Consider the following 25,984-nt stretch of genomic DNA (forward strand, 5'->3'; position numbering starts at 1 on the left):
GAAATTGTATAGAAATTTAATTAATTATCTTTATAATAAATTTTAATTATATATTTTAATTTTCAAAAGAATAGGATTAAGATTGATGATAAAAAAAATTTTTCTTTTCATATTGATAATGGGCACTTGCTGTCAAGTATACAGCATGGAAGTTGACTCAGAAAAACTCAAATTATCAGTTTCTGAATTTGGAAAAAAAGTAGAAATTTGGGCTCAGCTTGATAACCATTATGATGAAATAATTAAAAATCATAGCAAAGAAGAACTAGATCAATTGCGCGATTATAATAAATTTCCGTTTCTAACTTATATTTTATGTTATGCAAGGCAGGAATATAAAGAAAACTATGTCAAATGTTTACTTGCAAAAGGATGCAATCCAGAAGTTCTAGATAGATATAGCGAGACGCCACTACAAACTTTATCGAAAAGTTTAGTATATAAAAGTATTCCTTATAATAAATCAAAAATAGAGCTTGATTTCTCTTGCTTATCTGAGAAGATAGCTCAACACATGCCAATTATTGAAATGCTTTTAAAGCGCGGTGCTAATCCAAATGATTCTCCGAATTCGGCTTGTTCTGCTTTATATCCCTGGTGGCAATCATCTCCTTTTAATACTGTTATTTTAGCAGGATCTCCTCAAGTTATTTGGAAGTTTTTATGTTTTGGTGCTGATGTATGGCAGAAAGATAAATATGGTTTCACGCCTCTTCATATAGTTGCATTCACTAAGCGCTATGATTTAATGCCATTATTATTAGTAGCTGCATATAAAAAAGATCAAAATATTGACAATTTAATTGATAAATTAAAAAAAGAGGGAGCAGTTAATTCAAATTTTAGTCCTTTAAAAATTGCTCAGATACACAACTCACCATTATTTATAAAATTGTTTTCCAATAAAGAATGTATTGCGGAAATTATCGATGAATATAAATCTATTGAGTATAAGTTTCCTGAGAATGAATCTATTCAGAGTAAATTAGAAATATTAGATATACAATTTAAACGATTGCAAAGTCTATGGGGAAAGAATGATTCAAGTGATACAGAAACTGAAGACGAAGTTACTACAGAAGAAGATACATCTGAAGATGAAATGGAGATAGAATAAGCAAATCGATACATTGTGATAGGCCAAAATGGCGAGAAGCTTGAACACTTCTCGCCAAAAGTATTTTTTAAATTTATTTTTTTTGATTACGTTTTTTCAATAATTCTTGTAATTTTGTATCGTTTTCTATTTCCTCTTTAACTCTTGCTTCGTTACAAATTCTAATCATTTGATCAACCAATTTACGTGCTTGTATGCAATGGCAAGTTGGTAATGCTTTATTAGTGCAAATCTCTTCTTCCCTTTGTAATGCTTTCTGGAGCGGAGTAACGCAAGAAATAGAGTTATCTGCGTTTCGAATGTTAATTTTATGCTGTAAAATACGCTTAGCAAAACCACATTTTTCAATGGCTCCAGTACCAACAAAAAACTTAAGAATATCCGGTTGATTTAAAATAGTTAAAAGAAAAAGACTGTATTCTTTTTTATCTAAAACTCTTTTTTGGTTATCAGTGCAATAATAATCTTGCCTAAAATATTCTGCTTCTTTATTGATTTTAGCTAAATATTCTTTTTCAGCATTACTTTCGGAGCTTTTAAAAATATTGGTCAAAACGCTGAAAAAATTTGATTGATCTTGAGAAAAAAGCGACATTTGTATACAAAGAGTGAACAATAAAATTTTTGATTTTTGCATGAGTATTCTTTCGGTGTTTTAGTGTTACATTTTTTCTGGTTTGCTTAAACCAAGTAGATCAAGACAAAGTTCAAATGTGTTTTTTAAAACATTAATGAGCAATAATCGTGCACGGCTTTGCGCAATATTACTCATATCAATTACACGGTTTTTACTATAATAAGCATGGAAAGTTTGTGCCAATTCTAATACATAATAGGTAAGTAAATGGGTTTGATAATTATTATTTATAGAGCGCAAGAGATTTTTCAGTGAGATAATTTTACGTAATAATAAATGTTCTTGTATATTAATGGCAATAACGTCATTTTTATTGATATCGGATAATTCTTCTTTTTCTTGTGCTTTTTGCAAAATACTTTTAGTACGTACATAGGCATATTGAATATAATAAACGGGATTTTCTTCGGTTTTTTTTAAAGCAAGTGATAGATCAAAATCCAAATGCGCATCTGCTTTGCGATTTAAAAAGAAAAAACGTGCAACATCAGTGCCAACGGTCTCTATAATTTCTTTGAGTGTAACCATAGTGCCAGCACGTTTTGACATACGCAATTGTTCTCCTTGTTCATTTAAAGTGATCAATTGGTATAAAATCACCTCTAAATTATCAGGATTATAGCCAAGAGCTTGGGTAATTCCTTTTAATCTTACTACATAACTATGATGATCTTGACCCAAAATTAGAATGGCACGATCGACACGGTCAAATTTATTTTTAGTATATGCTACATCAGCCGCAATATAGGTTAATTCGCCATTTGTTTTGCGTAAAACACGATCTTTATCATCACCAAATTGTGTAGACGTAAACCACAACGCGTCATCTAATTGGTAAGTAAATCCATGATCGATTAATATTTGTAATGTGCGCTCAATTGAACCATCTTCATGCAATGTTTTTTCTGAAAACCACAAATTAAAAGAAATAGCGTATGTTTCTAATGTTTTTTTGATTTGTTCCAGTAAATAATTTTTGGCATATTCAGCAAAGAATGAATTCGGTTTTTCTAATAAATCTTTACCATATTCTTTAATACATTGTATTGCTAAATCTTTTAGATATTCACCTTGATAACCATCTTCAGGTAGTGCGACATCAATGCCAAGTGCTTGTTGACAACGTATTTTAAGTGAATTACCTAATTTTTGAATCTGTGAGCCGGCATCATTTATATAATATTCTTTCGTAACCTGATGACCTAAAAATGATAAAATATTACCAAGTACATCGCCGATAATACCACCGCGGCCATGCCCCAAATGTAAAGGGCCTGTTGGATTAGCACTGACAAATTCAACCGAATAACGTTCTTTTTTTAAATCGGAAGCAAATGATTTTTGAGGATATTCATACATATCAATCAATAATAAGCGATATGCTTCTGGTGTGAGAAAAAAATTTATAAATCCCGGGCCAGCAACTTCAATACGTTCAAGATATGCATGGGTAAATTGATTGGCAATTTCTGTAGCAAGCTCACGAGCATTTTTTTCTTGTTGCTTGGCTAAAATTAATGCGGCATTCGATGAAATATCACCAAATTGTTTTTTTTGTAAATCCACATTCAGGTCAAATGTGATCCCCAGTATATGAGTGGTTATTGCAAAATGTTGATCTAAAAATGAAAAGAATGCGGTATGTAATTGATCGATAATATTCATGATTAACTTCTATAATAGGTTCAATTTTTAGAAATTAGTTTATCATGAATGATAAATTTTTGAAAGAATTGTATGAGTAGACGACAGATATATGGCAAAATCCCATTGCTAAATATTTTGGTGTTCAGCAATGGGATTTTAAATTATAAATTAATAATTAAAAACAATTAGCTTGCCTTCATCATTATAATAGATCTTGAGCGTATTATATTTGAGTAGATTTTCTTCAATTAAGCGCGCTTTTGAAGCTATATTTGAATAGGTTAAAGAGCCATCACATAATCGAAAACGAGGTGAATAGTTAACTTTATTAATACAAACAGTTTTATTCTTGCCGGGCAATAAGCTTGTTTCGTTTAAAATTGAAAATTGATCCTTTGTATTATTGTCGAGTATGTAGAGATGCATTTTTTGCGGAGTCTCATTAATAATTTGATATTTTGTGAGTTCAGAGGAAAGTGAATCACTTGTTGGAGTAAGTACTGTATCCTCAAATGGCGGTAAATTGAAATATATAATATCACTATCCTGAGTTTGCTCGTCTTTGGGAGTTTTTTCGGGTTGTTTTGTTGGAATGTTTTGTTCAGGAGTAGCCAATAATTCTTTTAATTCTTTCAAATCTTCTAATTCAAATAATTTGGTAAGTCTTAAAATTTCAGAACCGTCGTTACTTGCTGTATTTTCTTCTTTTTCTGTTTCTTCTTTTTCTGTTTTTGGGAGATCGACTCCATCATCATTATCATTTCTATTAAAGATGTTTTGTGTGAATAAGGTGCTTTGTGCATTTCGTATTTGGGAAGCTGAAGTTTTTAATTTTGATATGAAACCAATAAATGACTTTCGTTTCGATGGATCATTTTCCATGGCGCCAATTGAATAACTGACTACCAAACTTATAGCCAGAAAAAGTGAAGTTTTTAAAGAAATTTTCATCTGAGTTCTCCTTAATTTAATTAAAAATTTAAATATATTTCCTATTATAAATTTACACCAATTATAAAAAATTTCAAGTAGAAAGTTATAATTTTGATAAAAATAGTAAAAAAATGGACTTTCAAGGTAAGATAGGGGTGAGAAAAGAGGTATTCCATTGAAAAAAAATATGTTATTCTAATTGAAACTATTATGAGGGAAAGAAAAAGAATGAAAATCGCAGTATTGGTTTCTGGTGGAGTTGATAGCTCAGTAGCTCTCAAGCTTTTGAAAGATCAAGGCCACGATGTAACCGCTTTTTACCTAAAAATTTGGCTAGAAGATGAACTTTCTTTCTTGGGCAATTGTCCCTGGGAAGAAGATCTGTCTTACGCGCAAGCTGTGTGTGAACAGCTGGACGTGCCTTTGCACGTGATCTCTTTGCAAAAAGAGTATTGGGACCGTATTGTCTCTTACACAATTGCAGAGGTTAAAGCAGGGCGCACACCAAATCCGGATGTTTTGTGTAATCAACGGATTAAGTTTGGCGCTTTTTTAGATAAAATTGATGCGAGCTTTGATAAAGTAGCAACAGGACATTATGCACAAGTTACTGAAAAAAATGGCATAGCCAATTTATATCAAGCACCCGATCCAATTAAAGATCAAACCTATTTTCTTTCGCATTTGAGCCAAGCACAATTAAAAAGAGTATTGTTTCCTATTGGGCATCTAGATAAGGCAGAAGTGCGTCGATTAGCTGAACAATTTGATCTGCCCACCAAAAGCCGTAAAGATAGCCAAGGAATTTGCTTTTTGGGCAAAATTTCATTCAGGGAATTTCTTAAATATAATCTGGGGGAAAAATCAGGTGATCTTATTGAAGTAGAAACGAATAAAAAAATGGGAACTCACAATGGTTTTTGGTTTTATACTATTGGCCAACGTCAAGGATTAGGATTAGCCGGGGGGCCATGGTATGTGAGCGCAAAAGATATTGATGCCAATATTGTATATATTTCACGCAATTATTACGCTGATGATAAAAAGCGAGATAATTTTGATGTAAGCGGATGCAATTGGCTGAATGGCAATGCGCCGCAAAAAACTGAACTTTCAGTCAAAATGCGTCATGGCAAGCATATGGTTCCATGCATTATTGAATTTATTAATGCAAATAAACTACGCGTGCAATTAAAAGAACGCGATCAAGGTATCGCACCAGGGCAATTTGCCGTTTTTTATGATGGTAATCATTGTTTGGGTAGTGGTGTGATAACCGAATGTTCTTTATAAGCAAAAGCGAAGCTTTTTAAATGTTAGAAGGATCACGGCATTGCTGGATCCTTTTTTTTATTGCTTGTTTTATCAGTAGAATTGATGTAAAAAGAAAATAAAAAGCATAAAAAAGAGAGAGTAATATCAAATGAAAGCACAATCCTATTTTTATTATATTTTCATGTACTGTTGGTATTTTACGGTGGCTCAAGGAAATTATTCTCCTCTTATGCGGCAAATACGTAATTCTAGCGAAAAAAAATTAGATGCAGCCAAAATAATAATATGCCAAGGTAGTATGAAATTAATGCTGCAAGAAATTTATAACTATCGCAATCAATTAAGTAAAAATAATTGTCATGAGCAGCTCGCGCAAATAGAACAATTTTTACCTTCTTTAGTGTATCAAGATCAATTAGGTGATGCATCACATCAACTAGTGCAAAATTTTGCAAAAAAGCTTTATGAAGTTGATATGCTGACCTATGAAGAATATCAACAAACAATGGCCTCTAAGCAAAAAGAATTTAAAATAGCCGTAGGTATTGGGTTTTTGGCCTCAAGCGCGTTATTGGTAAATCAAAGCGAGGAAGCTATCAGTAAAATAATTCAACGTGGTCTTTTATGTGCAAGCGCTATGCTTACAAATTTGAAATTAGAACAGTGGATTATGATTGCCAATCGCAAAAAAAATATTACGCTTGAATTTAATCAAATCAAGAAAAATAAAGCTTTGTTTGATCAACAGCTCTCTAGGTTTCCATTCTTAAACAAAATCATTCTGAAAAAAACTAATAGTTTCCGCACTAAAGATTAATAGCTTAGGTTTTTTGATTTCTTGACTTTTTCTCGATTCACGGTAATTTTTTTATTTCAATTAACAGAAAAATGCATAAACCTTATTTATTGATGATCGTCTAATTTTTGATAATTCAATTGATTCTTTAATTTTTTAATTTATACTGTTTTGAAATGTTGAATTTTTTTACTCATTACAGGAGAAGCTTCATGAAAAAGCTATTTTTACCAATTGTATTATTTGGATTGTTGGGGAGTGTAATTAACGCAGGAGATGTTGATGTTGTACAAGAAGAAAAGGGTAAATCATCATCATGGCGACCTTCGCTTTCTTCATTTAATCCAAGAGGTATTTTTGTTCGAGAAAAAACACCTCTTCAAGCTGCTAACAATGAATTAGCTATTGCAAGAATGGCTATGTGTTATGAAATAGAAAGTGACCCAAAACAATTGGCTATTGCATTAAATAATTTGCCAACTGAACAAGTACGAGCAACAACTGTAGATTCACTTGATAAAGTTGTTGATGCAACTATATTGACTAAGGAGTCAAAAGATGTCGTTAATGCTTTTCGTGAGCGTACCAATTTTAGCGTTGCAGGTTACAAATCTAAACAAAAAACAAAAGCAATAAAGCTTGCAGTAACTGGAGTGGTAGCCGGTGCGGGTGTTTTTGGTTTAGGATTTTTAGCATATCTTTCTCCGGATAATGCAAAAAAGGCGTTATCAGGATTTGGCGCTTTAGTTATGTCTAGTTTAAGCTGTTTTTCATTTAAAAAAATGTATACTAACTTAAAGAAAAAAGACAAAGCAGAAAAGATAGTGGAAAAATTTAATGATAAAAAAGCTGAGATGTTAAATAATGATGAATTTAATATTCTTATAAAAGATGTTTTATTAGGTTCACCAAAAGATAAAAGTTCTTCGAATGGATCTACTCAAGGATAATTAAAAATATTATTGAAATATAAAAGAGAGCGGCGCCTGTGATTATTCAAGCGCCGCTCTCTTTTATATAAACAAATTAATTTACTTCTTCCTTTGTTCAGCTTTTTTTAACAAATAAATGATTCTTTTATTTCCTTTTTTCTTGGCAATATCCAGTGCAGTTTTATTATATACATTTTTTCTTGTTACATCGATTTCTGGATGCTGAAGTAATAATTGCGCTAATTCAAAATTATTACGCTCAATTGCTATCATCAGCGGTGTATAACCTAGCGTATTGGTAGTGTTAATATCAATATCTAAATTTAATAGTGTTTTTAGGGCATTTTTAATTAAAGCTTTTGCATTATTAGCTTGCCATGTAGATAATTTTAAATTTGTTAAGAAAAATGACGGTAAAGTTACAATTTCTTGGAATCCATTATTCAATGTAGCACGTAGTTCATCGGAACGTTCTTCTTTGCTCAGTTGATCTTTGAGCCAATCTGTTGCTCCCGGTATCCCGAGCAACAGAGCATAATACCAATCTTCAAGGGGTTCTTTTTCTTGTAATTTTTTGATGATTATATCAATAGTGGTTGGATCGTTAATTAATTGGTAATGTTTTTTATCAATTAAAGATAAATTTTTTATAGAATCAATTATTACATTTAGGTTATTGTCTTTTAAAATATTTAAGATTATTTCAATATTCATTTCTATGGGTAGAATTTCATATGGGGGAAATTCTACTTCGATTTCTTGTTTAAATTCAGGAATTTCCATGGTATGTATCGAAAAAAATGTACAAAAGATGGCTATGAATAATAATAGTGATTGTTTTTCATTTTTCATTTATTATCCTTTTACTGATTATTTTTATTTTCTGTTTTTTTTATCAAATCAATGATTTTTTTATTTCCGGTTGCTTGCGCTAAATCCAATGCAGTTCTCCCATCCGTGCCAGATATTTTCAGATCTATTTTTGGATAATTTTTTAGTAAAAAAGTAATTATTTGTTCTTGTTGGTTATTAATTGCCTGCATGAGCGGTGTGTAGCCAACGTTGTTTTGAATATTAACGCTTATATCAAGCGCAAAAATAGTTTTTAAGGCTTTAATAATTACTTCAGGAAAATAGGGTCCGTTAATAAGTGAAAATACAAATTGTTGCAAGTCATTCTTAGTAAATTGATTTTGTTGAAGTTGTTTTTTAAGCCAGGCTTGCGTTCCGGGAAATTCTGAAAACATGAGAATAACAAATATCCAATCCGATAGTTGCCCAAGGAGATTTTGCTTTCTTAATGATGCAACTACCGAGTCAATAGTATCAGCCGTGCTCATTTCTTTGAGTAAAGCCTGATCCGCTTTAGCTATTTTTATAATTGCTTGATAATTTTGAAAATTTTCACTTGCTTGAAGTGCATTTATAAATCGTTTTAATTTATCTTGTGTAGATAATTTTGCAAAATCTGGTTGCAGTAATTCTGTAGCTTCTTGGCCGTAGTTTGCAATATTTATTGATGTTACTATGATCAATGTTAACCATTGAGTTAAGCGCTTCATTGTTATTCCTCTTTAATGATATCGCATAATTGTTTATTTTTAAAACGAGGAGGATTCAATAATCTTTCGATAATTTCTTCATTATTATTTTTAAATGCGGCTTTAAGTGCCTGGGTTATATCAATATCTAAATTTAATAATGTTTTTAAGGCATTATCCAACAGTTGCGCTCTATCTTGAGTATTTAAACCTTTCCACTTATTAATTCGTGCAAACATTAAAAACCCTTCTGGCCATGCGGCTATTTTTATTAAAGCATCTTCTAAAGTTGTTTTTGAAAGTTTATCTTTGGATAATTGCTTATTAATCCATTTTTTTGAGCCTGGCAAGCCTAAAAATAATGCATATATCCAATCTTTTATTGGAATACGATCGGTTAAGTTTTTTATGATGTAGTTAATAATGTAATAATCATTAATTAATCGGAAATATTTCTCATTGGTTAACGATAAATTTTTTAGCGTTTTTGTTATATCATTTAGGTTTTTATAGTTAGAAATTATATCAATTATCTTAGTTTGAATTTCTGTGGGCAATAACTCAAATTTTTCAAAAGTTGGTTCTGATTCATTCGATTTAAGTATTTGAGCTATAAATATATTACTGAATAGTAAGCAAAAAAAGAGTCTATGTAGAAAAGGCATTACTTCTCCTCGATTTCATGATTTATGCTTTTTTATACATTGGCATAATTTACATTATTTATGATATTAAAATTTGAGTTAATAATGCAAGAAAAATAAAGTTTTTTTTGAGATTCTACTTTAAGATCACAAGTGATAGCTTGCTTTAATTGATAAGCTCATATACGCTTAATTATCGAGGTTTTTAGCGATTAAATTAGGTTTTTTTATGATTGAACGTGCAATTTCTCTTTTTAAAGAAATACCAGTTAAAGAAAAAAGGCTTACTTTTGCCACTTTTTTTACTCTCATACGTATTAGCTTAGTTCCGGTGATAGCCAGCATGATGATTATGCAGCGCTGGGATTATGCATTTATATTTTTTTTATTGGGGGCGGGTACCGATGCATTGGATGGTTTTTTTGCGCGCCTTTTCGATCAACAAACATTTTTGGGCGCTTGTTTAGACCCAATTGCTGATAAATTATTGATTATTGTTATTTTTTTTACCTTGGCTTTTGTGCAATCTCCCTTATTTTCCATACCGCGTTGGTTCGTACTTATTGTTTTTATGAAAGAGTTAATACTCATTGGTGGTGCAAGCTGGATTTATTATAAAACAGGAAAATTAACTATTAAGCCAACGCTGCTTGGTAAATGTATGATGTTTCTGCAAATTATGTTCATTTGTTGGTTATTTGCATGTTATTTTTTCCATTGGGTACCCGTTAAAACCTATTATTCAATGCTTGGATTAGTAGTACTCGGTGCATTCGCTTCGCTTATTCATTATACTCTTATTGGCATTCGTTTTTATTTTTCAGCTTCTTTAAAAGGATGATATGTCTACAGTTTTGAAGCGTATATTTTTTTGTTTTATTATCGGCAGTATTGGTATTGTAATGGCAGAAAACTTTGTTATACCAAAAAAAAAGCGCTCAACAAGTGCTTTAAAAGAAGAAATTGGGAGTTTGCTTGGTCAAGCAATTCAAGAATGTGCTGATTGTATTGGATTAACTAATGCTGTAGAAAGATATAGCATTACCACTTTTTATGATTTATATGAAAATAAGCAAGAACAAAAATTAGTGAAAGCCGATCGGCAACAACTAGAAGCATATAAACAAAAATTACAATTATTAATGCAAGAGATAGATTTATTTAAGCAACGATGTAAAAATGCATTTACTGATCTTAAAAATACGATACACTAATAAATACTGTTTTTTAGCTATAATTCTTATTGTTTTTTCATAAAATTTTAATAATGAAGGGATTTTCTGTGGCTGGATATAATCGTATTATTGTAATCGGAAACTTAACGCGAGACCCAGATTATAAGCAATTGGCATCAGGACAACCGGTTTCTCAATTAGGAATTGCCTCCAATCGCCAATATCGTAATAAACAAACTGGCGCAATGGTTCAAGAAGTATGTTTTGTTGATGTAGATGTTTTTGGTCCACAGGCAGAAAGTTGCAAACAATATTTGCAAAAAGGCCGAGCGGTTTTAATTGAAGGGCGTCTTAAGTTTGATAGTTGGGAATCTCCTGAGGGGCAAAAAAGAAGCAAACATTCAATTGTTGCAGACCGTGTAGTCTTTTTAGGTGGAAACTCTACCGACGTGGAAACATCAAATAAATCTGATGCACAACAGGCTAAAGGTGATCAGGCTTTTTATGGTGCAAAAACACAGCAAGCAAAAAAATCATCAAAAAAAGCAGAAGCTGATTATGAATCGAACGATGAGCAATCAGCAAAATCTGATTCTGGGGAATTTGAATTTCAAGACGAACCACCATTTCAAGATGATTTACCCTTTTAGTTTATGGGCGAATAGCAAGTATAACTTTGGTATGCGGTAATTTCATATTCAAATACCGTTTTATTGACAAATAGTAAAGTTTAATGAAAAAATAAAGATGTAAAGCAGTTCTATAATTTCTAGGGGGGATATGGATAGGGCTAAAGTATACATCTTGCAAAGTATTTTATTGACTGGACTATCTGTTTTGCTTGCAGGAGAATCTATTATTAATGTTGAGAATCCGGCGTATGCTTTTTCTCTTGATTATTTATATCCGCAACAATATTTTTATCGTGTTGAATCAGCAGCTAAAGAGCTTTGGAGCTCTTTGGATGTAATTTCTACTCAAACTACATTGCAAGCTGATATAAGTTTTCTTTATAAACAAAGTGATCAATTATATCGTGCTACATTGGGGCTTGTTGCACAAGAGCAAGAAGTTCGTGATTATTTATATGATGATATTGCATATCTTGTAGATCTCATTGAACAAATAGAGCAAAAACGATTAATTACGATAAAAGAAATACCAAATGAATTTATCGATTGCTTAAAGCATGTTTGCTCGGTAATGAATAATGCAAAGCGAATTTTATCCACTTTGCTTGACCATACCAAAGAAATATTTTGTTAAAAACACCATGCAATATCAACGCCAACATAGCTATTTGCCATATAGGTATTAAAAATGCGATTGCCACCTACAATAAGATCATAAAACAAGCCAATACGTGGACCGATATCAGAGACTTTTTTGGCAAAATCATATTCTATTAAAAAATGTAACGTATGCATCTGCCAGCTTTTATATTGGCTATCACTATTAAGTATTTCATTGGAAAAGGCTGAATCCTTTGTTTGCAGTTCGGCAGCATCTTGAGTGTTAAATGCGTAACCAAAAAGAAATGATAAACCGTACGCTATATGATCTGCTTTGGTATAAACATCAACATCCCAAATCGTACCAGGCTCAAAATCTACGGATTCTTGTGCTAATTTAATAAAACCATTTTGCGCAAGATCGGTTTTTAATCTTAGTTTCTTATTTTGCTTAAAAAAGAACAGTGCGCCTAAATGGCAACCGATAGTCAACCATTCAAAAGCACCAATAGAGGCATTAAATTTGAGTGGTATGCCAAAAAAACCATTATAGCCGGTAGGAAGATCAAAAGGGCGATTTTCACTTTTTTTAACCCCGGTAGGAAATAAAACACCAATTTTTGAATCAATATCAATATAATCTAAAATTTCGGTATTTTCGTAATTGATAGCCCAACCCCCAAGTAAGGTTAGATCACCAAAACCTGTGCGATCTACGCCGTCTAAGTTTAGGGAAAATTGGGATAAAATGGCATTAAAATTTTGCAAAAAAGCCTGCCATGAAGGCGTATTGATATTGGGCGTTATAGAATCATTGGGAGAGAGATCAGTAAAATCGATACGCATCATTTTTAATTTTCTTATGGGTAAATATGCTTGCAAAAAAAAACCATTAATAAGATTTTGATAAATATTTATAATGCCTTCAAGTATTCGAAATTTACCATTAAAAACAAGTTGTCCAAATCCGTCTCGCATGGGGAGTGCTTCCAAATTGATAAGAATTTGATCTAAAGGGTTTGCAGGACTGAGTCCTGGCACGTTACTTCCTAATTGCTGCATATTATGAGGCCCTAAAATATTGAGGAGCGCTGTTTTATGCCCTTTACTATTCCTTCCTGAGGCTGTAGATCCAATGCCAAATGAAGTATCAATAGTCGTGAGCCAAGATTTTTCAAACCGCGGTTCTCCCCAAAAATGAGTTGCGCGATAAAAATGAGGATTATCAATTGCGAGGGTGGGAAAAAGAGTTAAAAGAAGCATGATAATATAAAATTGGGTAAAAAATCGCATTGCAATCCTTTTTAAGCTACAACATTTGAGTGAGTAATAAATGTTATTCTATAAAAAAGAGTTGATATTGTCACATAATCGTTGTTTGGTATACTTAAAATAAACATCAATCAGGTATAAATAACAAATAGGAATACCATGGAATCAAACGAACAAGCAATAAATCAAGAATTGAAAGATCAACCAACTGTACAAGAAAATACTAATGGGCAACAGGAAAAAAAAGTTAAAGAGACAGAGTTAACGGTATGCCAGGCTGAATTAATAGAATGGAAAGATAAATATTTACGTTTATCTGCCGATTTTCAGAATTTCAAAAAAAGATTACAAAAAGAACAAGCATCTTTACGTCGCATGATGCAAGCAGATATTTTAGCAGACGTATTAAATATAGTTGATAACTTTGATCGAGCTTTACAAGAAAAAGAAGCTGAAACTGAGAATATGAAAGATTGGTTTGCAGGATTTGAGCTTATTCGTAAAGAATTATATAAATTATTAGAAAAATATGGCGTTAAAGAATTAGAATCATATGATGTATTTGACCCTGAAATGCATGAGGCGGTGATGCAAGTTGATTCAGATCAGCATGAATCGGGGGGAATTGTTGAGGTTTATCAAAAAGGTTATATTTTTGATGGATCGGTGTTGCGTCCAGCAAAAGTGAGTGTTGCTAAATAATTATATGGTTGCTTTGCGGTGAAGTATTTTTATAAATTATTATTAAATTATCCACATTGATGAAGGATGTAATCTTTTTTTAATTACATCCTTCATTACATAAAATAGCTTTTTACTGCTGAGATCTTTTTTGCAATATTTTCATTATTTCTTGTGCTTGTTCATCTTTGCTACCACTTAATGCTTGATTATTTAGCGCAATATCTAGTGCGGTCTGGCCCTGATTGTTTTGTATGGTGGTATCAATATTGGGAAGGTTTAAGAGAAATAGAATTAGATTCAATTTATTGGAAGAAATTGTATGACTTGCTATAGCAAACATGAGCGGAGTATAGCCCATTGGGTTTTGAACATTTGGATTAATACCGACTGTTTGTATCAATAATCTAAGGGTATTTAAAGAATAATTACTAGTTTGTCTAAAATTAAAATTAGTAAAATTTTTTATAAAAGTTTCTAGCCCATTAGTTGTAATTAATAAAAAAATTATCTGTTGTAGGTCCATGGCTGTTATTTGACCAGTTTTCAATTTATTTTGTAACCACTGTACAAAACCCGGTAAGTGAGAGAAAATGATTCCATAACCTAATATATTAAATTGAGATTTATTCTGAAGTTCTTTAATAAGTATATCTATAAATTGAGGGTCATTAATAAATTCATTAAAGAGCTTATTTGTTTGACTTAATGCAATAATATTTGAAACTATATCATTCAAATTGTTTTCATTATAGGTTAATAAAGTTATAATCAAGCTTTGTATTTCAGCTGGTAATGTTTCTAGAGTAGCAAATTCTTCTTTAGAAGTTTCTTGATATTCTTCACCAGTTTCCATGCCATAGGTATTATGTATACAAAACATGCTGAAAGTTAATAGCAATAATATTAAACGCTTCATATTGAGTTCCTTTTTATTTATTTAATTTTTTTTGTTTTAAGTAATCTTGCAGTATTTTTTCTATCTCTTTATTTTGATGTATTCTTGCAATTTCAAGTGCCGTATTGTCCTGTTGATTTTTTATAGAAAGATCAATATTGGAAAGGTTTAATAAAAATATTAAAATTGATTTGTTATTTTTTAATCCAGCGACCATAAGTGGCGTATAGCCTTGTTCGTTTTGGCTATTAGGATTGGCGCCTACATTTATAAGTGTTTTAATAGCATTAACAGTAAGAATAGGTGTTTCAGTAAAGGTAAAATTAGTATTTTTTTCAATAAGTTGTTCTAAATTTTCAGGTACTGCAAGACTAATAAGTGCATTTTCAAGATTTGATTTTTTTATTGTCCCTTTTTTCAATTGTTCTTTAAGCCACGCTAAAGTTCCTGGGAATTGACTTAAAACAAGTGCATAGGTTAATTTACTTATTTGTGATTTTTCTTGTAATTTTTGTATGAGTATATCAATAAAAGAAGGATTGTTAATGAATGAATTAAAATATTTATTGACTTGGGCTGTTTTAGATATTTTAGAAATAATAGCATTTAAGCTGTTTTCGTTGACGATTAAAGAACTAATTATAAGATTATGTAAATCTCGCGGTAAATCTTCAAAGGTAGTAGTTGTTTGAGCAGGTTTTTCTGGTTCCATGCAACCATTACTTATAAAAATCGTGCAAGCAGAAAAAAATACTATTGATTTTAAAAAATTCATTATTATTTCCTTTATTATAAAAATAAGATAAAAGCAAAATTTCCCTTATGTCTATCAGTATTAATTTAACATATTTTGGCTGATTAATGAATACTTTTTAACTTTTTAAATATTATAGTTTATGGGGTAATTGGAAAAAAGCCCTATTTGGTGCGGAAAAATGATCTAAGGGTTGAATGGTATCTTCTTTATGAATTTAACAAAAAAGGGGTATTATCGTTTAAAATAACTAAAAATACCGACGACAAGCTCTATGAAAATCAGTAAAATAACTAAAACAGAAAGAAGGTCTTCTCGGATAATATCGATTTTATTTTGATAAACCAAATGAATATCCTTAATGATATCTAATTTAGTTGAAATTGATACTTTCCAGGATTTTAAATCAAGCTTTTCAACTAACAAGTTATAAGTTTCAGTTACGTATACCTCGCCTACTGCTTTGATAGTACTTTCTAGGCGCTCGATTATTGAAGAAATTTCAACTTTAAGCATACCAAGATCACTGACTGGATCTTTCATAAGTGTACCAATAAAGGGCAAATAGGCCTTGAATGGTAGTCCTTTGACTTCACGTTGGTATACGGCATTTAATTGTTGATCAAGGATGCGGTCATAGTACTGAAGTTCTAATTGTTGAATATTAGCAAATTCAAAAAGATCGAGTAATTCTTCATATTCATCATCGTAAACAAATGCACTATCCATATCGATTACAATTAAATCACCGCGATAATAACCAATGGCCGCATCAAGAATCGCATTTTTTTGATATTCAGATAACGATTCAGTTTCAAAACGAACCAGAGAGGCTATAAAGCCGCCGTATTCTTTAGTCATTTGTGAGACTGTAATATTTTGCGGTTGTTGATCAACCTGAATAACTACATAGGATGAGCGTAAATGGAAAAATCGTGATTGTTTTATGTGTAATTTAATTTTTTTGTATACCGATTGCGCATCTTCAACACTTTGTTCACGGAATTCGGTATCAACATCATTGAGTGTTTTACGTAATTCTTCAAAATTGCTTGAAAAAGGAATTTTATAAGCAAGTGAAATTACCCCGAAATTATGCAATTTTGTGCTCAGGCATTTTGAACTTGAATGAGGATGAGGCAAGTCAATTGAAAGCGGTACATGGTAACCTTTAAAGTATTTGGAAAGATGTAAAGGTCGGGTTAAAATTTCTGGTAACGCCTCAACTTTTGAAAGGTTTATATCATCACCAACATCGTAGGCATAATACACAAAAATATTACCGGTAAGCATTAATGGTTCGATTGTTTTTGTAGATTCATTTTCTGGCATAATAAATTCCTAAAGATATTACCTAATTTTTAGACTTAGCATATTTAAAAAGAAAAGCTTGATGCAAGTTTTTATAATTTTTAGGATTCACCTTTTTTTAATATTGCTAAAAATGCTTCATGTGGTACTTCCACTGAACCTAATTGTTTCATTTTCTTTTTGCCTTCCTTTTGCTTTTCAAGAAGTTTTCGTTTACGAGTGATATCGCCACCATAACATTTAGCTATTACCTGTTTGCGTAATGGTGAAATTGACTCACGAGAGATAATTTTTGAGCCTATTGCCGCTTGAATAACTACTTCAAAAAGCTGACGGGAAATAACTTTTTTAAGGCGAGCAACTAATTCTTTTCCGATATAATATGCATTATCACGATGCACAATAATCGAAAGCGCATCAACCGCTTTTCCATTAAGTAGAATATCCATTTTTACAAGATCAGCAGGTTCATAACCAGCCTCATCATAGTCAAAACTTGCATATCCTGAAGTTAGTGATTTGAGTTGGTCATAAAAATCGGTGGCAACCTCATTTAACGGTAATTTATAAATTAAAATTACGCGATCTTCAGTTAAAAAAGTCATACTCTTTTGTACGCCACGTTTTTCTTGGCAAAGTTTTAATACGACTCCTAAATATTCTTTTGGTAAAATAATAGTAGCATTAATGATTGGTTCAAGAATTTCTTCAATAGTACCGGGATCAGGAAATTCGGCAGGACTTTCAAGATGCAATAATTCACCTGAAGTTAAACGTACTTTATAAAGTACACTTGGTGCGGTAACAATCGCAGTAATATTGTATTCTTGTTCTAAGCGTTGCTTGAATACTTCCATATGCAACAGACCTAAAAATCCACAGCGAAAACCAAGCCCTAATGCGGCAGATGATTTTTTTTCAACAGTGACGCTGGCATCATTTAGAGTAAGTTTTTCAATAGCAGTACGTAGCATTTCAAATTCTGAATTATCGACGGGATAAATACCCGCGAAAACCATTGGTTTTGCAGGTTTAAAGCCCGGAAAAGGTTTAACCGGTTGTTTTGTATGAAACATAGTATCGCCAACGCGTGCTTCTTTTACTGTTTTCATGCCGGCAATTACATAACCAACTTGACCAGCATACAGTGCATCAAGTGGCGTTTCATTCGGATACATAAGCCCTAATTCTAGAACTTCGTAATTTTCACCAGTTTGAGCCAGTGTGATTCGATCATTTTTTTTAATAACGCCATCATCTAGTGCTACCAAGCAGACTACTCCTTTATATTCATTAAACCAAGAATCAAAAAGGAGAGCTTTTAATGGTTTATCTACTGAACCAGTAGGATATGGAATGCGTTCAATAATACCGGATAAAATATCATCAATGCCGATATTACTTTTAGCTGAGGCTAAAATAATTTCTTCATCATTAAAATCAAATAATGTTTTTAATTCCGCTTTTACTTTTTCAATATCGGCAGTTGGTAGGTCAACTTTATTTATTACTGGAATAATCGTGAGTCCTTGCTCAAAAGCTAAATAAAAATTAGCCATAGTTTGAGCTTCAACGCCTTGAGAGGCATCGACGAGTAATAATGCTCCTTGGCATGCGTAAAGAGAGCGAGATACTTCATAGCTAAAATCTACGTGCCCTGGTGTATCGATTAAGTTTAATAGATATTCTTGTCCATTATAAGTATGAATCATAGAAGCGGTTTGTGCTTTAACGGTAATGCCGCGTTCGCGCTCAACCTGTAATTTATCAAGAAATTGTTCTTGTTTGGTGCGATCTGAAAGAGTGCCAGTTACTTCTAGTAATCGATCAGAAAGGGTTGATTTGCCATGATCAATATGGGCAATAATCGAGAAATTCCTGATTTTGTCAGGAGTGAACTTATTTAAATCTTTTGGTAGTTTCATACTCAATTTCTAGGTTTTTTGTATAAATTATTACTAAAAGTATACAATATTTGTGATTTTTGTACATGAAACTAATATTTTGATTGATTACTTTCGTTTTTTAGTTGCTCAAGCCACTTCTCTTGTTCTTGATTAACGTCTATTTTTCGATTTTGAATTCGTGCTAATTGTGCAATATTGTTTTTTTCAATTTTATTATTACAGGCGGTTTCAATATAGGTATCAAAAAGATTTTTTATAAGAAAAGCATTTTTGTTTGGATATTGTAGTGACAATTTATCGACTTTTTTATGTATGAATGGTTTTAGTTGATAAAAATGGGCGTTATTTTCAAGAAGTTGTTCAAAAATATTCAGTGTATTTTCTGGCACTTGGTTATGTTTAAAAGTATGTGTAATAATGCTATTGATGATAGCTATATTATAATTATCAGCCAATATCCATGGAACTAATTTTGTATCAAATTCATAGTCGAGAAATGTTTCCATTTCAATTTCATCTTTTTCCATAGCTAAAAAGCTGTGATTTATGCAAAAATATACGATAATTCCATATACAAATAATTTCATAAAAATTCCTTTCTTTTTTATTGAAAAAACATTTAGAGATTTATAATGCTCATGTTATGTCAACTTGTCTAATAGTAAGATTTACGTTACAATTATACTATAGTGAAGAAAAGCATCTATTCAATAAATAAGCAACATGCTTAGGTATATAAGCTACGAGTGAGAAAGGCCTAACAAAATGTCAGCCAGCAATAATAATGAAAAAAATTTTGAAGGTAAATTAAAGCCTGTTTTAATTGAGGATGAGTTAAAAGAGTCGTTTCTTGATTATGCAATGTCAGTTGTTGTCAGTCGTGCAATTCCTGATATTCGTGATGGATTAAAGCCCGTACATCGTCGTATTTTATATACTATGAATCAATTAGGTTTTTATTATAATCGACCATATCATAAATCAGTACGTGTAGTTGGTGAAGTACTCGGGAAATACCATCCGCATGGTGATCAAGCGGTTTATAATACTATGGTTGGTTTAGTGCAAGAATTTTCTAAGCGATATCCATTACTTGATGGCCAAGGTAACTGGGGCTCGGTTGATGGTGATAGTGCAGCGGCAATGCGTTATACCGAAGTCCGTATGGCAAAAATTACGCAAGAATTACTTGCCGATCTTGATAAAGAAACCGTTCAATTTGTACCGAACTTTGATGAATCAACGGTGGAGCCTGTTATTTTACCAAGTAGATTACCAAATTTACTTATTAATGGTACTTCTGGTATTGCTGTTGGTATGGCAACTTCTATTCCTCCTCATAATTTAGGTGAAGTTATCGATGCATGTTTGGCTTTCCTAGAAAATGATCAAATAACGCAAGAAGAATTATTTGAAATAATTCCTGGTCCCGATTTTCCTACGGGTGGTATTATTTGTGGGCGTGCAGGCATTGTACGTGCATATAAAACTGGGCGCGGAAATGCGATTTTGCGTGGCGTGGTTAATATAGAAGAAACTAAAAAAGGTGAAGCAATCGTTATCAGCGAATTGCCATATCAAGTTAATAAATCAGACTTAATTGTAAAAATTGCTGATCTTATTAAAAATAAAGTAGTTGAAGGCATTTCAAATATCCGTGATGAATCAGATAAAAAAGGTATTCGTGTTGTTATCGAACTAAAACGTGGAGAAATGCCATCTGTTATTATAAATCAGCTTTATAAATACACGCAATTGCAAACAAGTGTATCGATTTTAATGTTGGGCTTGCTTGATAATCGCCCAATGGTTTTCCCTATACGTGATTTAATTAAAGAATTTTTATTACATCGCCAAGAAATTATTCATCGTCGAACGGTATATGATTTAAAAAAAGCACAAGCACGCGAACATGTTTTAACTGGCTTTATTATAGCATTAGAAAGCATTGATGAAGTAATTGTAATGATCAAAGCTTCGCGTTCAGCAGATGAAGCTACCGCAAAACTTAATAAACGTTTTTTATTAAGTGCTGAGCAGTGTAAAGCAATTTTAGAAATGCGCTTACAGCGATTAACTGGCTTAGAACAAGAAAAAATTCATGCCGAAATGGAAGAGCTCAAAAAGATTATTGCTCAGTTACAATTAATTTTAAAAGAAAAAGAAATACTTCAAGAAGAAATTGTTAAAGAGTTAGTAGAAATAAAGCAAAATTATGCCGATTCCCGTCGCACTCGTATTGAAGGTCCGATCGATATGCTTACTGAGGCAGATTTAATTCCAGAAGAAGAAGTAGTCGTGACCTTAACGCGCAAAGGATATATTAAACGGGTGCCGTTAGCGGTTTATGGCGTACAACATCGTGGTGGTAAAGGAAAGATGGGCATGGCATCATTAGAAGAATCTGATGATATTGTCAAAGATATTTTTGTTGCCAAAACTCATGATGAATTACTCTTTTTTACAAATCTTGGTCGTGTTTATAGTTTACGTGTGTTTGAAGTTCCTGAAGGCTCACGTATCGCAAAAGGTCGCGCCATTATTAATTTACTGCCTTTAACCGAAGGTGAAAAAGTAGTTAAATTATTATGTACACCAGATATGGAAGGCAAAATGCTCGTTCTGTTGACCAAAAAAGGTATTATTAAGCGAACCGATGCCATGTCATTTGCTAAAATTCGTAGCTCCGGTATTCGTGCCATTAGCTTGCGTGAAAATGATGAGTTAGTATTCTGTTCACTTAGTTCAGGTGAAGATACTATTGTAATTGCAACAAAAAAGGGACAAGGAATTCGCTTTAAAGAAACTGAAGTTCGTGCAATGGGTAGACAAGCTTCTGGTGTTATGGGAATTCGTTTGCGTTCTAGCGATGAAGTAGTTGGTATGGAAATAATTTCTGGTGATGAAGATATATTGTTTGCAACTGAACGTGGCTATGGAAAACGAGTAAAAGCAGAAGATTTTCGTGTTGCTCATCGTGGTGGTTATGGTGTGCGTACAATTCCTACCGATGAACGAAATGGATTTGTTATAGGGTTATCTGCGGTAAGTGATACTTCAAATGTATTGCTTATTGATGAAGCAGGTAAAATGATTCGGTTGTCGCCACAAGAGATACGTACCATGGGCCGTCAGGCTAAGGGTGTACGATTGATTAGGCTTGAGCCAGAACAAAAACTTGCAAATGTTGTTGCGTTTGAAGAAGAGAATAATAATAATGAAATCACGCAAGAAGTATCAGAAAGTACATCGCCTAAAATAGAAATGAAGCTTGAGAGTCAAGAAGGTGATCTTGATGTTTTTGATTTAGTGATTGATGATCAAGATGATATGCAAGAAGTAATCAATGACGACTATGAAGATGGTAAAGATAATGAATTATTGTTATCTGATCAATCTGATGATGATGATTCATTGATTGCATAATTTAGAAAAAAACGATTTAGAACGATAATTAAAATACGATGTGTAAGATATTCTACGCATCGTATTTTTCTCTTTATTTTTTATGAAAACAAATAATATTATTTTACATCTTTCATTAATTTCTGGCGTAGGACCAATTTTATTATCAAAACTATTGGCGTATTATTCTGTTGATCAATTGAATATTTTATATGCATTAACACAATCAGATTTTATGCATACTATTGGATTAACTGAAATGCAAGCACAAAAAATTGTTGCAGGTCTTGCTGATAAATGTCTTTTAGAGCAGGAATTAACACTCATTAATAAATATAATGTGCAATGGATTACAATTGCAGATTTGCAGTATTCTCATTTATTAAAAGAAATTCATATGCCGCCAACCGTATTGTATGTGCACGGTTCAATTGAACTTTGTAATCAAAAAAATATAGCGGTTGTTGGTTCGCGTAAGGCAGCAGTGTACGCTGAAACTATTATTCAACAATTAATTCCGGATTTAGTTAGCAATAAATGGACTATCGTTAGCGGTGGTGCAGTAGGCGTTGATACGATGGCACATAGAGCAGCACTAAAAGCAAACGGAAAAACAATTTCAATTATAGGATCCGGCCTTTTGAATACCTATCCGGCAAGTAACAAAAAATTATTTGATCAGATTGTAGAAGATGGCGGTAGCATAGTAAGCCCGTTTCCACTCAAAACTTGCGCAGTTCCAAGTAATTTTCCTGCTCGTAATCGTATTATTGCAGGTCTTTCGCGTGGATGCTTGGTGGTGCAAGCTGCTGAGCGCAGTGGTGCAAAAATTACCGCCCAGTTTGCATTGCAAGAAGGAAGAGAAGTTTTTGCAGTGCCAGGGCCGATTACTGACCAATTAAGCAAAGGGTGCCATCAGCTTATTCAACAAGGAGCAAAATTAGTGCAAACAAGCAACGATATTTTGGCCGAATTTGGCGAAGAAAAAGAATATGAAGAAAAAGCAGTAATTCCAGCTCAAATGCAAATAACCGAAAAAAATATCCAAAATAAAGAGCAAACAATTGAAGATCTCATTTTAAAACATTGCACAAAGCCACAATCGGTTGATGATTTAATTGAATTAATAGGGCAAGATCTGTTTAGTACACAAGCACTTCTTTTTGATTTACAGCTGGCAGGTAAAATATATCAAGATCTATCTGGTCTCTGGATAGCGCAAAAATAACCTTTTTTCTTTATTTCTACTGGAAAAATTGGCTATATTGAAAATAAAGACGGTTTTAATTAGCGGTATTTTAAAAAGGAATGGTATGAAGAATTGTTTAAAAAATCATTTAAAAATTTTATTTTTTTGTATTTTATCAAGTTTTGTTGGTGTTCAAGCTGTTTTTGAAAGAGGAGAGGTTGGCATATTTGAAGGGTTAAAATTTGATCCTATAGAACAAGCGTCAGCTTTTGAATCGCATGTAAAAGAAGGCTTATTTGAGGCAGAACGACAAGAAGAAATATACCGTGAAGTTAGTAAAGAATTACCAGCCTATGAAAAAGAGTTAAAAAGTCATAGTGAACTAACGGATAAATTTTCAGATAAATATGTAGAGTATGTTGATTTATATTCTAACTTGCAAGATCAACAAGAACGGGGATTAAGTGATGAAGTGATAAATCAAACAAGAAAAAACATTGAAAAAACAGCAGCTGAGCTTGAAGAATACAAACAACAAATTGAAGCCAAAAGTATTGAATTGGATAATTTAATTAAACGATACCGCTCGGTATTAAAAACTTCATTAGAAAAGCCTTTTATTTCTCAGACAACTGAACAAGATGTAAAAAATCTTGATGACTTATTAAAAGTTCCACTTACTAAAAGTGCAGCAAGAAAAAAATTATCAAAAGTAAATAAATTAGTGGAAAATATTCTTAATGCAATAAAAAATCGAGGAACGGTACTTTTAGGTGAAGATTTTGATCCTTCAAGAATAAATGAAATAACTAAAACTATGGGATATCGAGAAACGAATCCAAAAGTGGAAAGTGCAACTAATGTCCTTTTGTCAGACTTTTATGAACAAAAAGATTTATTCGATAATATGTTGAACCAACTAGACAACACAGAAAATTCTTTAACGAAGGAAGGTATTATTAATGATTTTGCTAAAAGAACAGGGATAATATTTGACGAAACATTACCATCTGAAGAAACATTGAAAAAGAAATTTCTTGAAAAACAGATTGAAAATTTAAACCCACAATACCAAAAAGTTCGATCATCAATAGAAAAAATAAGTAAAAAACTGGGGTTCCGGACTTTTTTACCAGAATCTATTGCGGGTCTTCTTACTACTAAATAATTTTATGAAAAAGCAAATTTTTTGCCTTTTGCTCTAAATTCTTGTAAAATTCTTATAGAATGTTACGAAATTAATGTGGCGGCATTTGACCGCCATCCTTTTTTACTCATTGGAGTTTCTCATGCCAGTTCCTAAACGAAAAGTATCGAAATCGCGCAGAGATAAGCGTTCTGCAAATAAAGGTATCCGAGAGGATAAAACAACTGTCGCTCATTGCACAAATTGTGAAAAGCCGTTATTACCGCATCAAGCATGTCGCGAATGTGGTTATTATAAAGGGGCAAAAGTCCTTAAAACTAAGGATGAGCGTGGCGAAAAACGTGTTGAGCAGCGCAAAAAATCTAAAAAAACAATTGAAGCTGAATCGCCACAAGAACAATCTGAATAATGAATGCAAAATCGGCTCTGATAGCTATAGATGCAATGGGGGGTGATTTTGCACCCTCTGCGGTAATTGAAGGGGCTCTCAGAGCTGCCAAAAAAGGAATAGCAGTTGCTTTATATGGCGATCAAAATCGGTTAATTGAAGTTTTGAATTTTTATGCAGCTAATTGGGAAGATTTACCTATTTTTGTGCATCACTGTACGCAAGTGATCAATATGGCTGATGAACCTGGGCGGAGTGTGCGAAAAACTGATTCTTCATTGATGCGCGCTATTGAAGCGGTAGCCGAAGGCAAAGCGGATGCTATTGTTTCTGCAGGTAATTCTGGTGCTGCGCTTGTGGCTGGTATGCTTAAAATAGGCCGAATACCGGGTATTTTACGGCCAGCAATCGGGGGTTTTTTGCCGACTCATAATGATTCAGTATTTTGCTTAGATTTAGGCGCTAACGTCGATTGTAAGCCAGAATATCTACATCAATTTGCGCTTATGGGTGATGCCTATGTGCGTTTGGTTAAAAATATTGAAAAACCAAGGATTGGATTACTTTCCAATGGCACTGAATCATCAAAGGGCACTAAGCTAATTCAACAAGTTCATGAATTATTATCCCAATCATCAATGCATTTTATCGGAAATTGCGAGCCAAATGATATTTTTTCTGGTGTAGCTGATGTTGTGGTGTGTGAAGGTTTTTCTGGCAATATTATGCTTAAAGCTATTGAATCTACGGTACAGGTAATAACTCAATGGTTAAAAGATGAAGGAAATCGTTCTTTGCTTGGAATGTGTGCAGGTATTTTGGGCGCACCGGTGTTTAAGCGCTTAAAAAAACATATAAAGAAAGCACAACGTGGTGGTGCGTTATTACTTGGCGTTTCTAAGCCACTTATTATTGCGCATGGCTCATCAAATGCATTGGCGATTGAAGATGCTATTAGTTTTGCTCATGATGTGGTATTGCAAAAATTTCATATAAATTATAATAATATTGTTTTAGATTTACTTAACGAAAATAAATTGATACAAACAAATTTTAATAACCGTACAGTTGAAAAGCAAATACAAGAGCAGTAAAAACTTGAG

The 25,984-nt window shown here is 32.5% G+C and carries 26 protein-coding genes; 14 read left to right on the forward strand and 12 right to left on the reverse strand.

Translation table 11 applies throughout. From position 1 onward, the window contains the following. Nucleotides 1–85: 85 nt before the first annotated feature. On the forward strand, nt 86–1,117 hold the full coding sequence (locus tag WDZ41_04390) for a hypothetical protein (protein ID MEX0940571.1): 1,032 nt from the start codon (nt 86–88) through the stop codon (nt 1,115–1,117). A 73-nt stretch (nt 1,118–1,190) separates the two neighbouring features. Here WDZ41_04390 and WDZ41_04395 read toward each other — a convergent pair whose 3' ends face one another. From WDZ41_04395 to WDZ41_04405, 3 genes are all read right to left on the reverse strand, one after another. Next, nucleotides 1,191–1,754 carry a hypothetical protein gene (locus WDZ41_04395; GenBank protein MEX0940572.1) on the reverse strand — a complete coding sequence of 188 codons (564 nt, stop codon included), beginning with the start codon at nt 1,752–1,754 and terminating at the stop codon, nt 1,191–1,193. A 24-nt stretch (nt 1,755–1,778) separates the two neighbouring features. Continuing rightward, complete coding sequence (gene argS / locus WDZ41_04400; GenBank protein ID MEX0940573.1) at nt 1,779–3,419, reverse strand: arginine--tRNA ligase; 1,641 nt, start codon at nt 3,417–3,419, stop codon at nt 1,779–1,781. A gap of 150 nt (nt 3,420–3,569) precedes the next feature. Beyond that, a complete protein-coding gene (locus WDZ41_04405) occupies nt 3,570–4,352 on the reverse strand; it encodes a hypothetical protein (GenBank protein MEX0940574.1) in 783 nt (260 codons plus the stop codon). A 210-nt stretch (nt 4,353–4,562) separates the two neighbouring features. On the opposite strand from WDZ41_04405, the gene mnmA reads away from it, so the two are divergent. The 3 genes from mnmA to WDZ41_04420 all read left to right on the forward strand — a co-directional run bounded on the left by mnmA (nt 4,563) and on the right by WDZ41_04420 (nt 7,355). Then, complete coding sequence (mnmA, locus tag WDZ41_04410; GenBank protein ID MEX0940575.1) at nt 4,563–5,627, forward strand: tRNA 2-thiouridine(34) synthase MnmA; 1,065 nt, start codon at nt 4,563–4,565, stop codon at nt 5,625–5,627. Between the two features lie 130 nt (nt 5,628–5,757). Next, nucleotides 5,758–6,426, forward strand: coding sequence for a hypothetical protein (locus tag WDZ41_04415; protein MEX0940576.1), 669 nt, complete (start codon nt 5,758–5,760; stop codon nt 6,424–6,426). Nucleotides 6,427–6,617: 191 nt separating this feature from the next. After that, nucleotides 6,618–7,355: a hypothetical protein gene (locus WDZ41_04420; protein ID MEX0940577.1), complete on the forward strand. Its 738-nt coding sequence runs from the start codon at nt 6,618–6,620 to the stop codon at nt 7,353–7,355. 81 nt (nt 7,356–7,436) lie between these two features. Here WDZ41_04420 and WDZ41_04425 read toward each other — a convergent pair whose 3' ends face one another. Genes WDZ41_04425 through WDZ41_04435 form a run of 3 tightly spaced genes read right to left on the reverse strand, consistent with a single transcriptional unit; the run spans nt 7,437 to nt 9,543 of the window. After that, nucleotides 7,437–8,189: an ankyrin repeat domain-containing protein gene (locus WDZ41_04425; GenBank protein ID MEX0940578.1), complete on the reverse strand. Its 753-nt coding sequence runs from the start codon at nt 8,187–8,189 to the stop codon at nt 7,437–7,439. 11 nt (nt 8,190–8,200) lie between these two features. Further along, nucleotides 8,201–8,899 carry an ankyrin repeat domain-containing protein gene (locus tag WDZ41_04430; GenBank protein MEX0940579.1) on the reverse strand — a complete coding sequence of 233 codons (699 nt, stop codon included), beginning with the start codon at nt 8,897–8,899 and terminating at the stop codon, nt 8,201–8,203. 2 nt (nt 8,900–8,901) lie between these two features. Further along, nucleotides 8,902–9,543: a hypothetical protein gene (locus tag WDZ41_04435; protein MEX0940580.1), complete on the reverse strand. Its 642-nt coding sequence runs from the start codon at nt 9,541–9,543 to the stop codon at nt 8,902–8,904. A 208-nt stretch (nt 9,544–9,751) separates the two neighbouring features. Here WDZ41_04435 and WDZ41_04440 point away from each other — a divergent pair, with 208 nt between their 5' ends. From WDZ41_04440 to WDZ41_04455, 4 genes are all read left to right on the forward strand, one after another. Next, nucleotides 9,752–10,363: a CDP-alcohol phosphatidyltransferase family protein gene (locus tag WDZ41_04440; GenBank protein ID MEX0940581.1), complete on the forward strand. Its 612-nt coding sequence runs from the start codon at nt 9,752–9,754 to the stop codon at nt 10,361–10,363. 1 nt (nt 10,364) lies between these two features. Next, nucleotides 10,365–10,736, forward strand: coding sequence for a hypothetical protein (locus WDZ41_04445; GenBank protein MEX0940582.1), 372 nt, complete (start codon nt 10,365–10,367; stop codon nt 10,734–10,736). A gap of 68 nt (nt 10,737–10,804) precedes the next feature. Further along, nucleotides 10,805–11,347, forward strand: a complete 543-nt coding sequence (ssb, locus tag WDZ41_04450; protein MEX0940583.1) for a single-stranded DNA-binding protein — start codon at nt 10,805–10,807, stop codon at nt 11,345–11,347. A 130-nt stretch (nt 11,348–11,477) separates the two neighbouring features. Next, on the forward strand, nt 11,478–11,963 hold the full coding sequence (locus WDZ41_04455; GenBank protein ID MEX0940584.1) for a hypothetical protein: 486 nt from the start codon (nt 11,478–11,480) through the stop codon (nt 11,961–11,963). On the opposite strand, the gene WDZ41_04460 is transcribed toward WDZ41_04455, so the two are convergent. Beyond that, nucleotides 11,960–13,222: a hypothetical protein gene (locus WDZ41_04460; GenBank protein ID MEX0940585.1), complete on the reverse strand. Its 1,263-nt coding sequence runs from the start codon at nt 13,220–13,222 to the stop codon at nt 11,960–11,962. The two genes, WDZ41_04455 and WDZ41_04460, sit on opposite strands and share 4 nt — an antisense overlap. A gap of 138 nt (nt 13,223–13,360) precedes the next feature. Between WDZ41_04460 and WDZ41_04465 the strand changes: the two genes are divergently transcribed. Further along, entirely contained in the window at nt 13,361–13,903 is a 543-nt protein-coding gene (locus WDZ41_04465; protein MEX0940586.1) for a nucleotide exchange factor GrpE, read from the forward strand. A 112-nt stretch (nt 13,904–14,015) separates the two neighbouring features. Here WDZ41_04465 and WDZ41_04470 read toward each other — a convergent pair whose 3' ends face one another. From WDZ41_04470 to WDZ41_04490, 5 genes are all read right to left on the reverse strand, one after another. Further along, nucleotides 14,016–14,801 carry an ankyrin repeat domain-containing protein gene (locus WDZ41_04470; protein ID MEX0940587.1) on the reverse strand — a complete coding sequence of 262 codons (786 nt, stop codon included), beginning with the start codon at nt 14,799–14,801 and terminating at the stop codon, nt 14,016–14,018. Between the two features lie 13 nt (nt 14,802–14,814). Then, nucleotides 14,815–15,555, reverse strand: a complete 741-nt coding sequence (locus tag WDZ41_04475) for an ankyrin repeat domain-containing protein (protein ID MEX0940588.1) — start codon at nt 15,553–15,555, stop codon at nt 14,815–14,817. A 213-nt stretch (nt 15,556–15,768) separates the two neighbouring features. After that, nucleotides 15,769–16,866: a hypothetical protein gene (locus tag WDZ41_04480; GenBank protein ID MEX0940589.1), complete on the reverse strand. Its 1,098-nt coding sequence runs from the start codon at nt 16,864–16,866 to the stop codon at nt 15,769–15,771. 80 nt (nt 16,867–16,946) lie between these two features. Next, on the reverse strand, nt 16,947–18,770 hold the full coding sequence (lepA, locus tag WDZ41_04485) for a translation elongation factor 4 (GenBank protein MEX0940590.1): 1,824 nt from the start codon (nt 18,768–18,770) through the stop codon (nt 16,947–16,949). A gap of 71 nt (nt 18,771–18,841) precedes the next feature. Continuing rightward, entirely contained in the window at nt 18,842–19,339 is a 498-nt protein-coding gene (locus WDZ41_04490) for a hypothetical protein (GenBank protein MEX0940591.1), read from the reverse strand. Nucleotides 19,340–19,517: 178 nt separating this feature from the next. Between WDZ41_04490 and gyrA the strand changes: the two genes are divergently transcribed. The 5 genes from gyrA to plsX all read left to right on the forward strand — a co-directional run bounded on the left by gyrA (nt 19,518) and on the right by plsX (nt 25,975). Then, nucleotides 19,518–22,178, forward strand: coding sequence for a DNA gyrase subunit A (gene gyrA, locus WDZ41_04495; protein MEX0940592.1), 2,661 nt, complete (start codon nt 19,518–19,520; stop codon nt 22,176–22,178). Between the two features lie 82 nt (nt 22,179–22,260). After that, on the forward strand, nt 22,261–23,385 hold the full coding sequence (gene dprA, locus WDZ41_04500; protein ID MEX0940593.1) for a DNA-processing protein DprA: 1,125 nt from the start codon (nt 22,261–22,263) through the stop codon (nt 23,383–23,385). Nucleotides 23,386–23,470: 85 nt separating this feature from the next. After that, complete coding sequence (locus WDZ41_04505; protein ID MEX0940594.1) at nt 23,471–24,514, forward strand: hypothetical protein; 1,044 nt, start codon at nt 23,471–23,473, stop codon at nt 24,512–24,514. A gap of 121 nt (nt 24,515–24,635) precedes the next feature. Continuing rightward, a complete protein-coding gene (gene rpmF, locus WDZ41_04510; GenBank protein MEX0940595.1) occupies nt 24,636–24,902 on the forward strand; it encodes a 50S ribosomal protein L32 in 267 nt (88 codons plus the stop codon). Beyond that, entirely contained in the window at nt 24,902–25,975 is a 1,074-nt protein-coding gene (gene plsX, locus WDZ41_04515; GenBank protein ID MEX0940596.1) for a phosphate acyltransferase PlsX, read from the forward strand. The genes rpmF and plsX overlap by 1 nt, the downstream gene beginning before the upstream one ends. Nucleotides 25,976–25,984 lie beyond the last annotated feature (9 nt).

Source organism: Candidatus Babeliales bacterium, assembly GCA_040879965.1.
GTDB lineage: Bacteria > Babelota > Babeliae > Babelales > JACPOV01 > JBBDJI01.

What these genes read in the sequence shown, in the direction of transcription:
- WDZ41_04395 (MEX0940572.1), bottom strand. Translation starts at nt 1,754, where the DNA reads ATGCAAAAATCAAAAATTTTATTGTTCACTCTTTGTATACAAATGTCG.
- WDZ41_04420 (MEX0940577.1), top strand. Translation starts at nt 6,618, where the DNA reads ATGAAAAAGCTATTTTTACCAATTGTATTATTTGGATTGTTGGGGAGT.
- WDZ41_04490 (MEX0940591.1), bottom strand. Translation starts at nt 19,339, where the DNA reads ATGAAATTATTTGTATATGGAATTATCGTATATTTTTGCATAAATCAC.
- WDZ41_04455 (MEX0940584.1), top strand. Translation starts at nt 11,478, where the DNA reads ATGGATAGGGCTAAAGTATACATCTTGCAAAGTATTTTATTGACTGGA.
- rpmF (MEX0940595.1), top strand. Translation starts at nt 24,636, where the DNA reads ATGCCAGTTCCTAAACGAAAAGTATCGAAATCGCGCAGAGATAAGCGT.
- dprA (MEX0940593.1), top strand. Translation starts at nt 22,261, where the DNA reads ATGAAAACAAATAATATTATTTTACATCTTTCATTAATTTCTGGCGTA.
- WDZ41_04425 (MEX0940578.1), bottom strand. Translation starts at nt 8,189, where the DNA reads ATGAAAAATGAAAAACAATCACTATTATTATTCATAGCCATCTTTTGT.
- lepA (MEX0940590.1), bottom strand. Translation starts at nt 18,770, where the DNA reads ATGAAACTACCAAAAGATTTAAATAAGTTCACTCCTGACAAAATCAGG.
- WDZ41_04390 (MEX0940571.1), top strand. Translation starts at nt 86, where the DNA reads ATGATAAAAAAAATTTTTCTTTTCATATTGATAATGGGCACTTGCTGT.
- WDZ41_04435 (MEX0940580.1), bottom strand. Translation starts at nt 9,543, where the DNA reads ATGCCTTTTCTACATAGACTCTTTTTTTGCTTACTATTCAGTAATATA.
- WDZ41_04475 (MEX0940588.1), bottom strand. Translation starts at nt 15,555, where the DNA reads ATGAATTTTTTAAAATCAATAGTATTTTTTTCTGCTTGCACGATTTTT.
- WDZ41_04405 (MEX0940574.1), bottom strand. Translation starts at nt 4,352, where the DNA reads ATGAAAATTTCTTTAAAAACTTCACTTTTTCTGGCTATAAGTTTGGTA.
- WDZ41_04470 (MEX0940587.1), bottom strand. Translation starts at nt 14,801, where the DNA reads ATGAAGCGTTTAATATTATTGCTATTAACTTTCAGCATGTTTTGTATA.
- argS (MEX0940573.1), bottom strand. Translation starts at nt 3,419, where the DNA reads ATGAATATTATCGATCAATTACATACCGCATTCTTTTCATTTTTAGAT.
- plsX (MEX0940596.1), top strand. Translation starts at nt 24,902, where the DNA reads ATGAATGCAAAATCGGCTCTGATAGCTATAGATGCAATGGGGGGTGAT.
- mnmA (MEX0940575.1), top strand. Translation starts at nt 4,563, where the DNA reads ATGAAAATCGCAGTATTGGTTTCTGGTGGAGTTGATAGCTCAGTAGCT.
- WDZ41_04480 (MEX0940589.1), bottom strand. Translation starts at nt 16,866, where the DNA reads ATGCCAGAAAATGAATCTACAAAAACAATCGAACCATTAATGCTTACC.
- WDZ41_04505 (MEX0940594.1), top strand. Translation starts at nt 23,471, where the DNA reads ATGAAGAATTGTTTAAAAAATCATTTAAAAATTTTATTTTTTTGTATT.
- WDZ41_04415 (MEX0940576.1), top strand. Translation starts at nt 5,758, where the DNA reads ATGAAAGCACAATCCTATTTTTATTATATTTTCATGTACTGTTGGTAT.
- WDZ41_04460 (MEX0940585.1), bottom strand. Translation starts at nt 13,222, where the DNA reads ATGCGATTTTTTACCCAATTTTATATTATCATGCTTCTTTTAACTCTT.
- WDZ41_04465 (MEX0940586.1), top strand. Translation starts at nt 13,361, where the DNA reads ATGGAATCAAACGAACAAGCAATAAATCAAGAATTGAAAGATCAACCA.
- WDZ41_04430 (MEX0940579.1), bottom strand. Translation starts at nt 8,899, where the DNA reads ATGAAGCGCTTAACTCAATGGTTAACATTGATCATAGTAACATCAATA.
- WDZ41_04440 (MEX0940581.1), top strand. Translation starts at nt 9,752, where the DNA reads ATGATTGAACGTGCAATTTCTCTTTTTAAAGAAATACCAGTTAAAGAA.
- WDZ41_04445 (MEX0940582.1), top strand. Translation starts at nt 10,365, where the DNA reads ATGTCTACAGTTTTGAAGCGTATATTTTTTTGTTTTATTATCGGCAGT.
- gyrA (MEX0940592.1), top strand. Translation starts at nt 19,518, where the DNA reads ATGTCAGCCAGCAATAATAATGAAAAAAATTTTGAAGGTAAATTAAAG.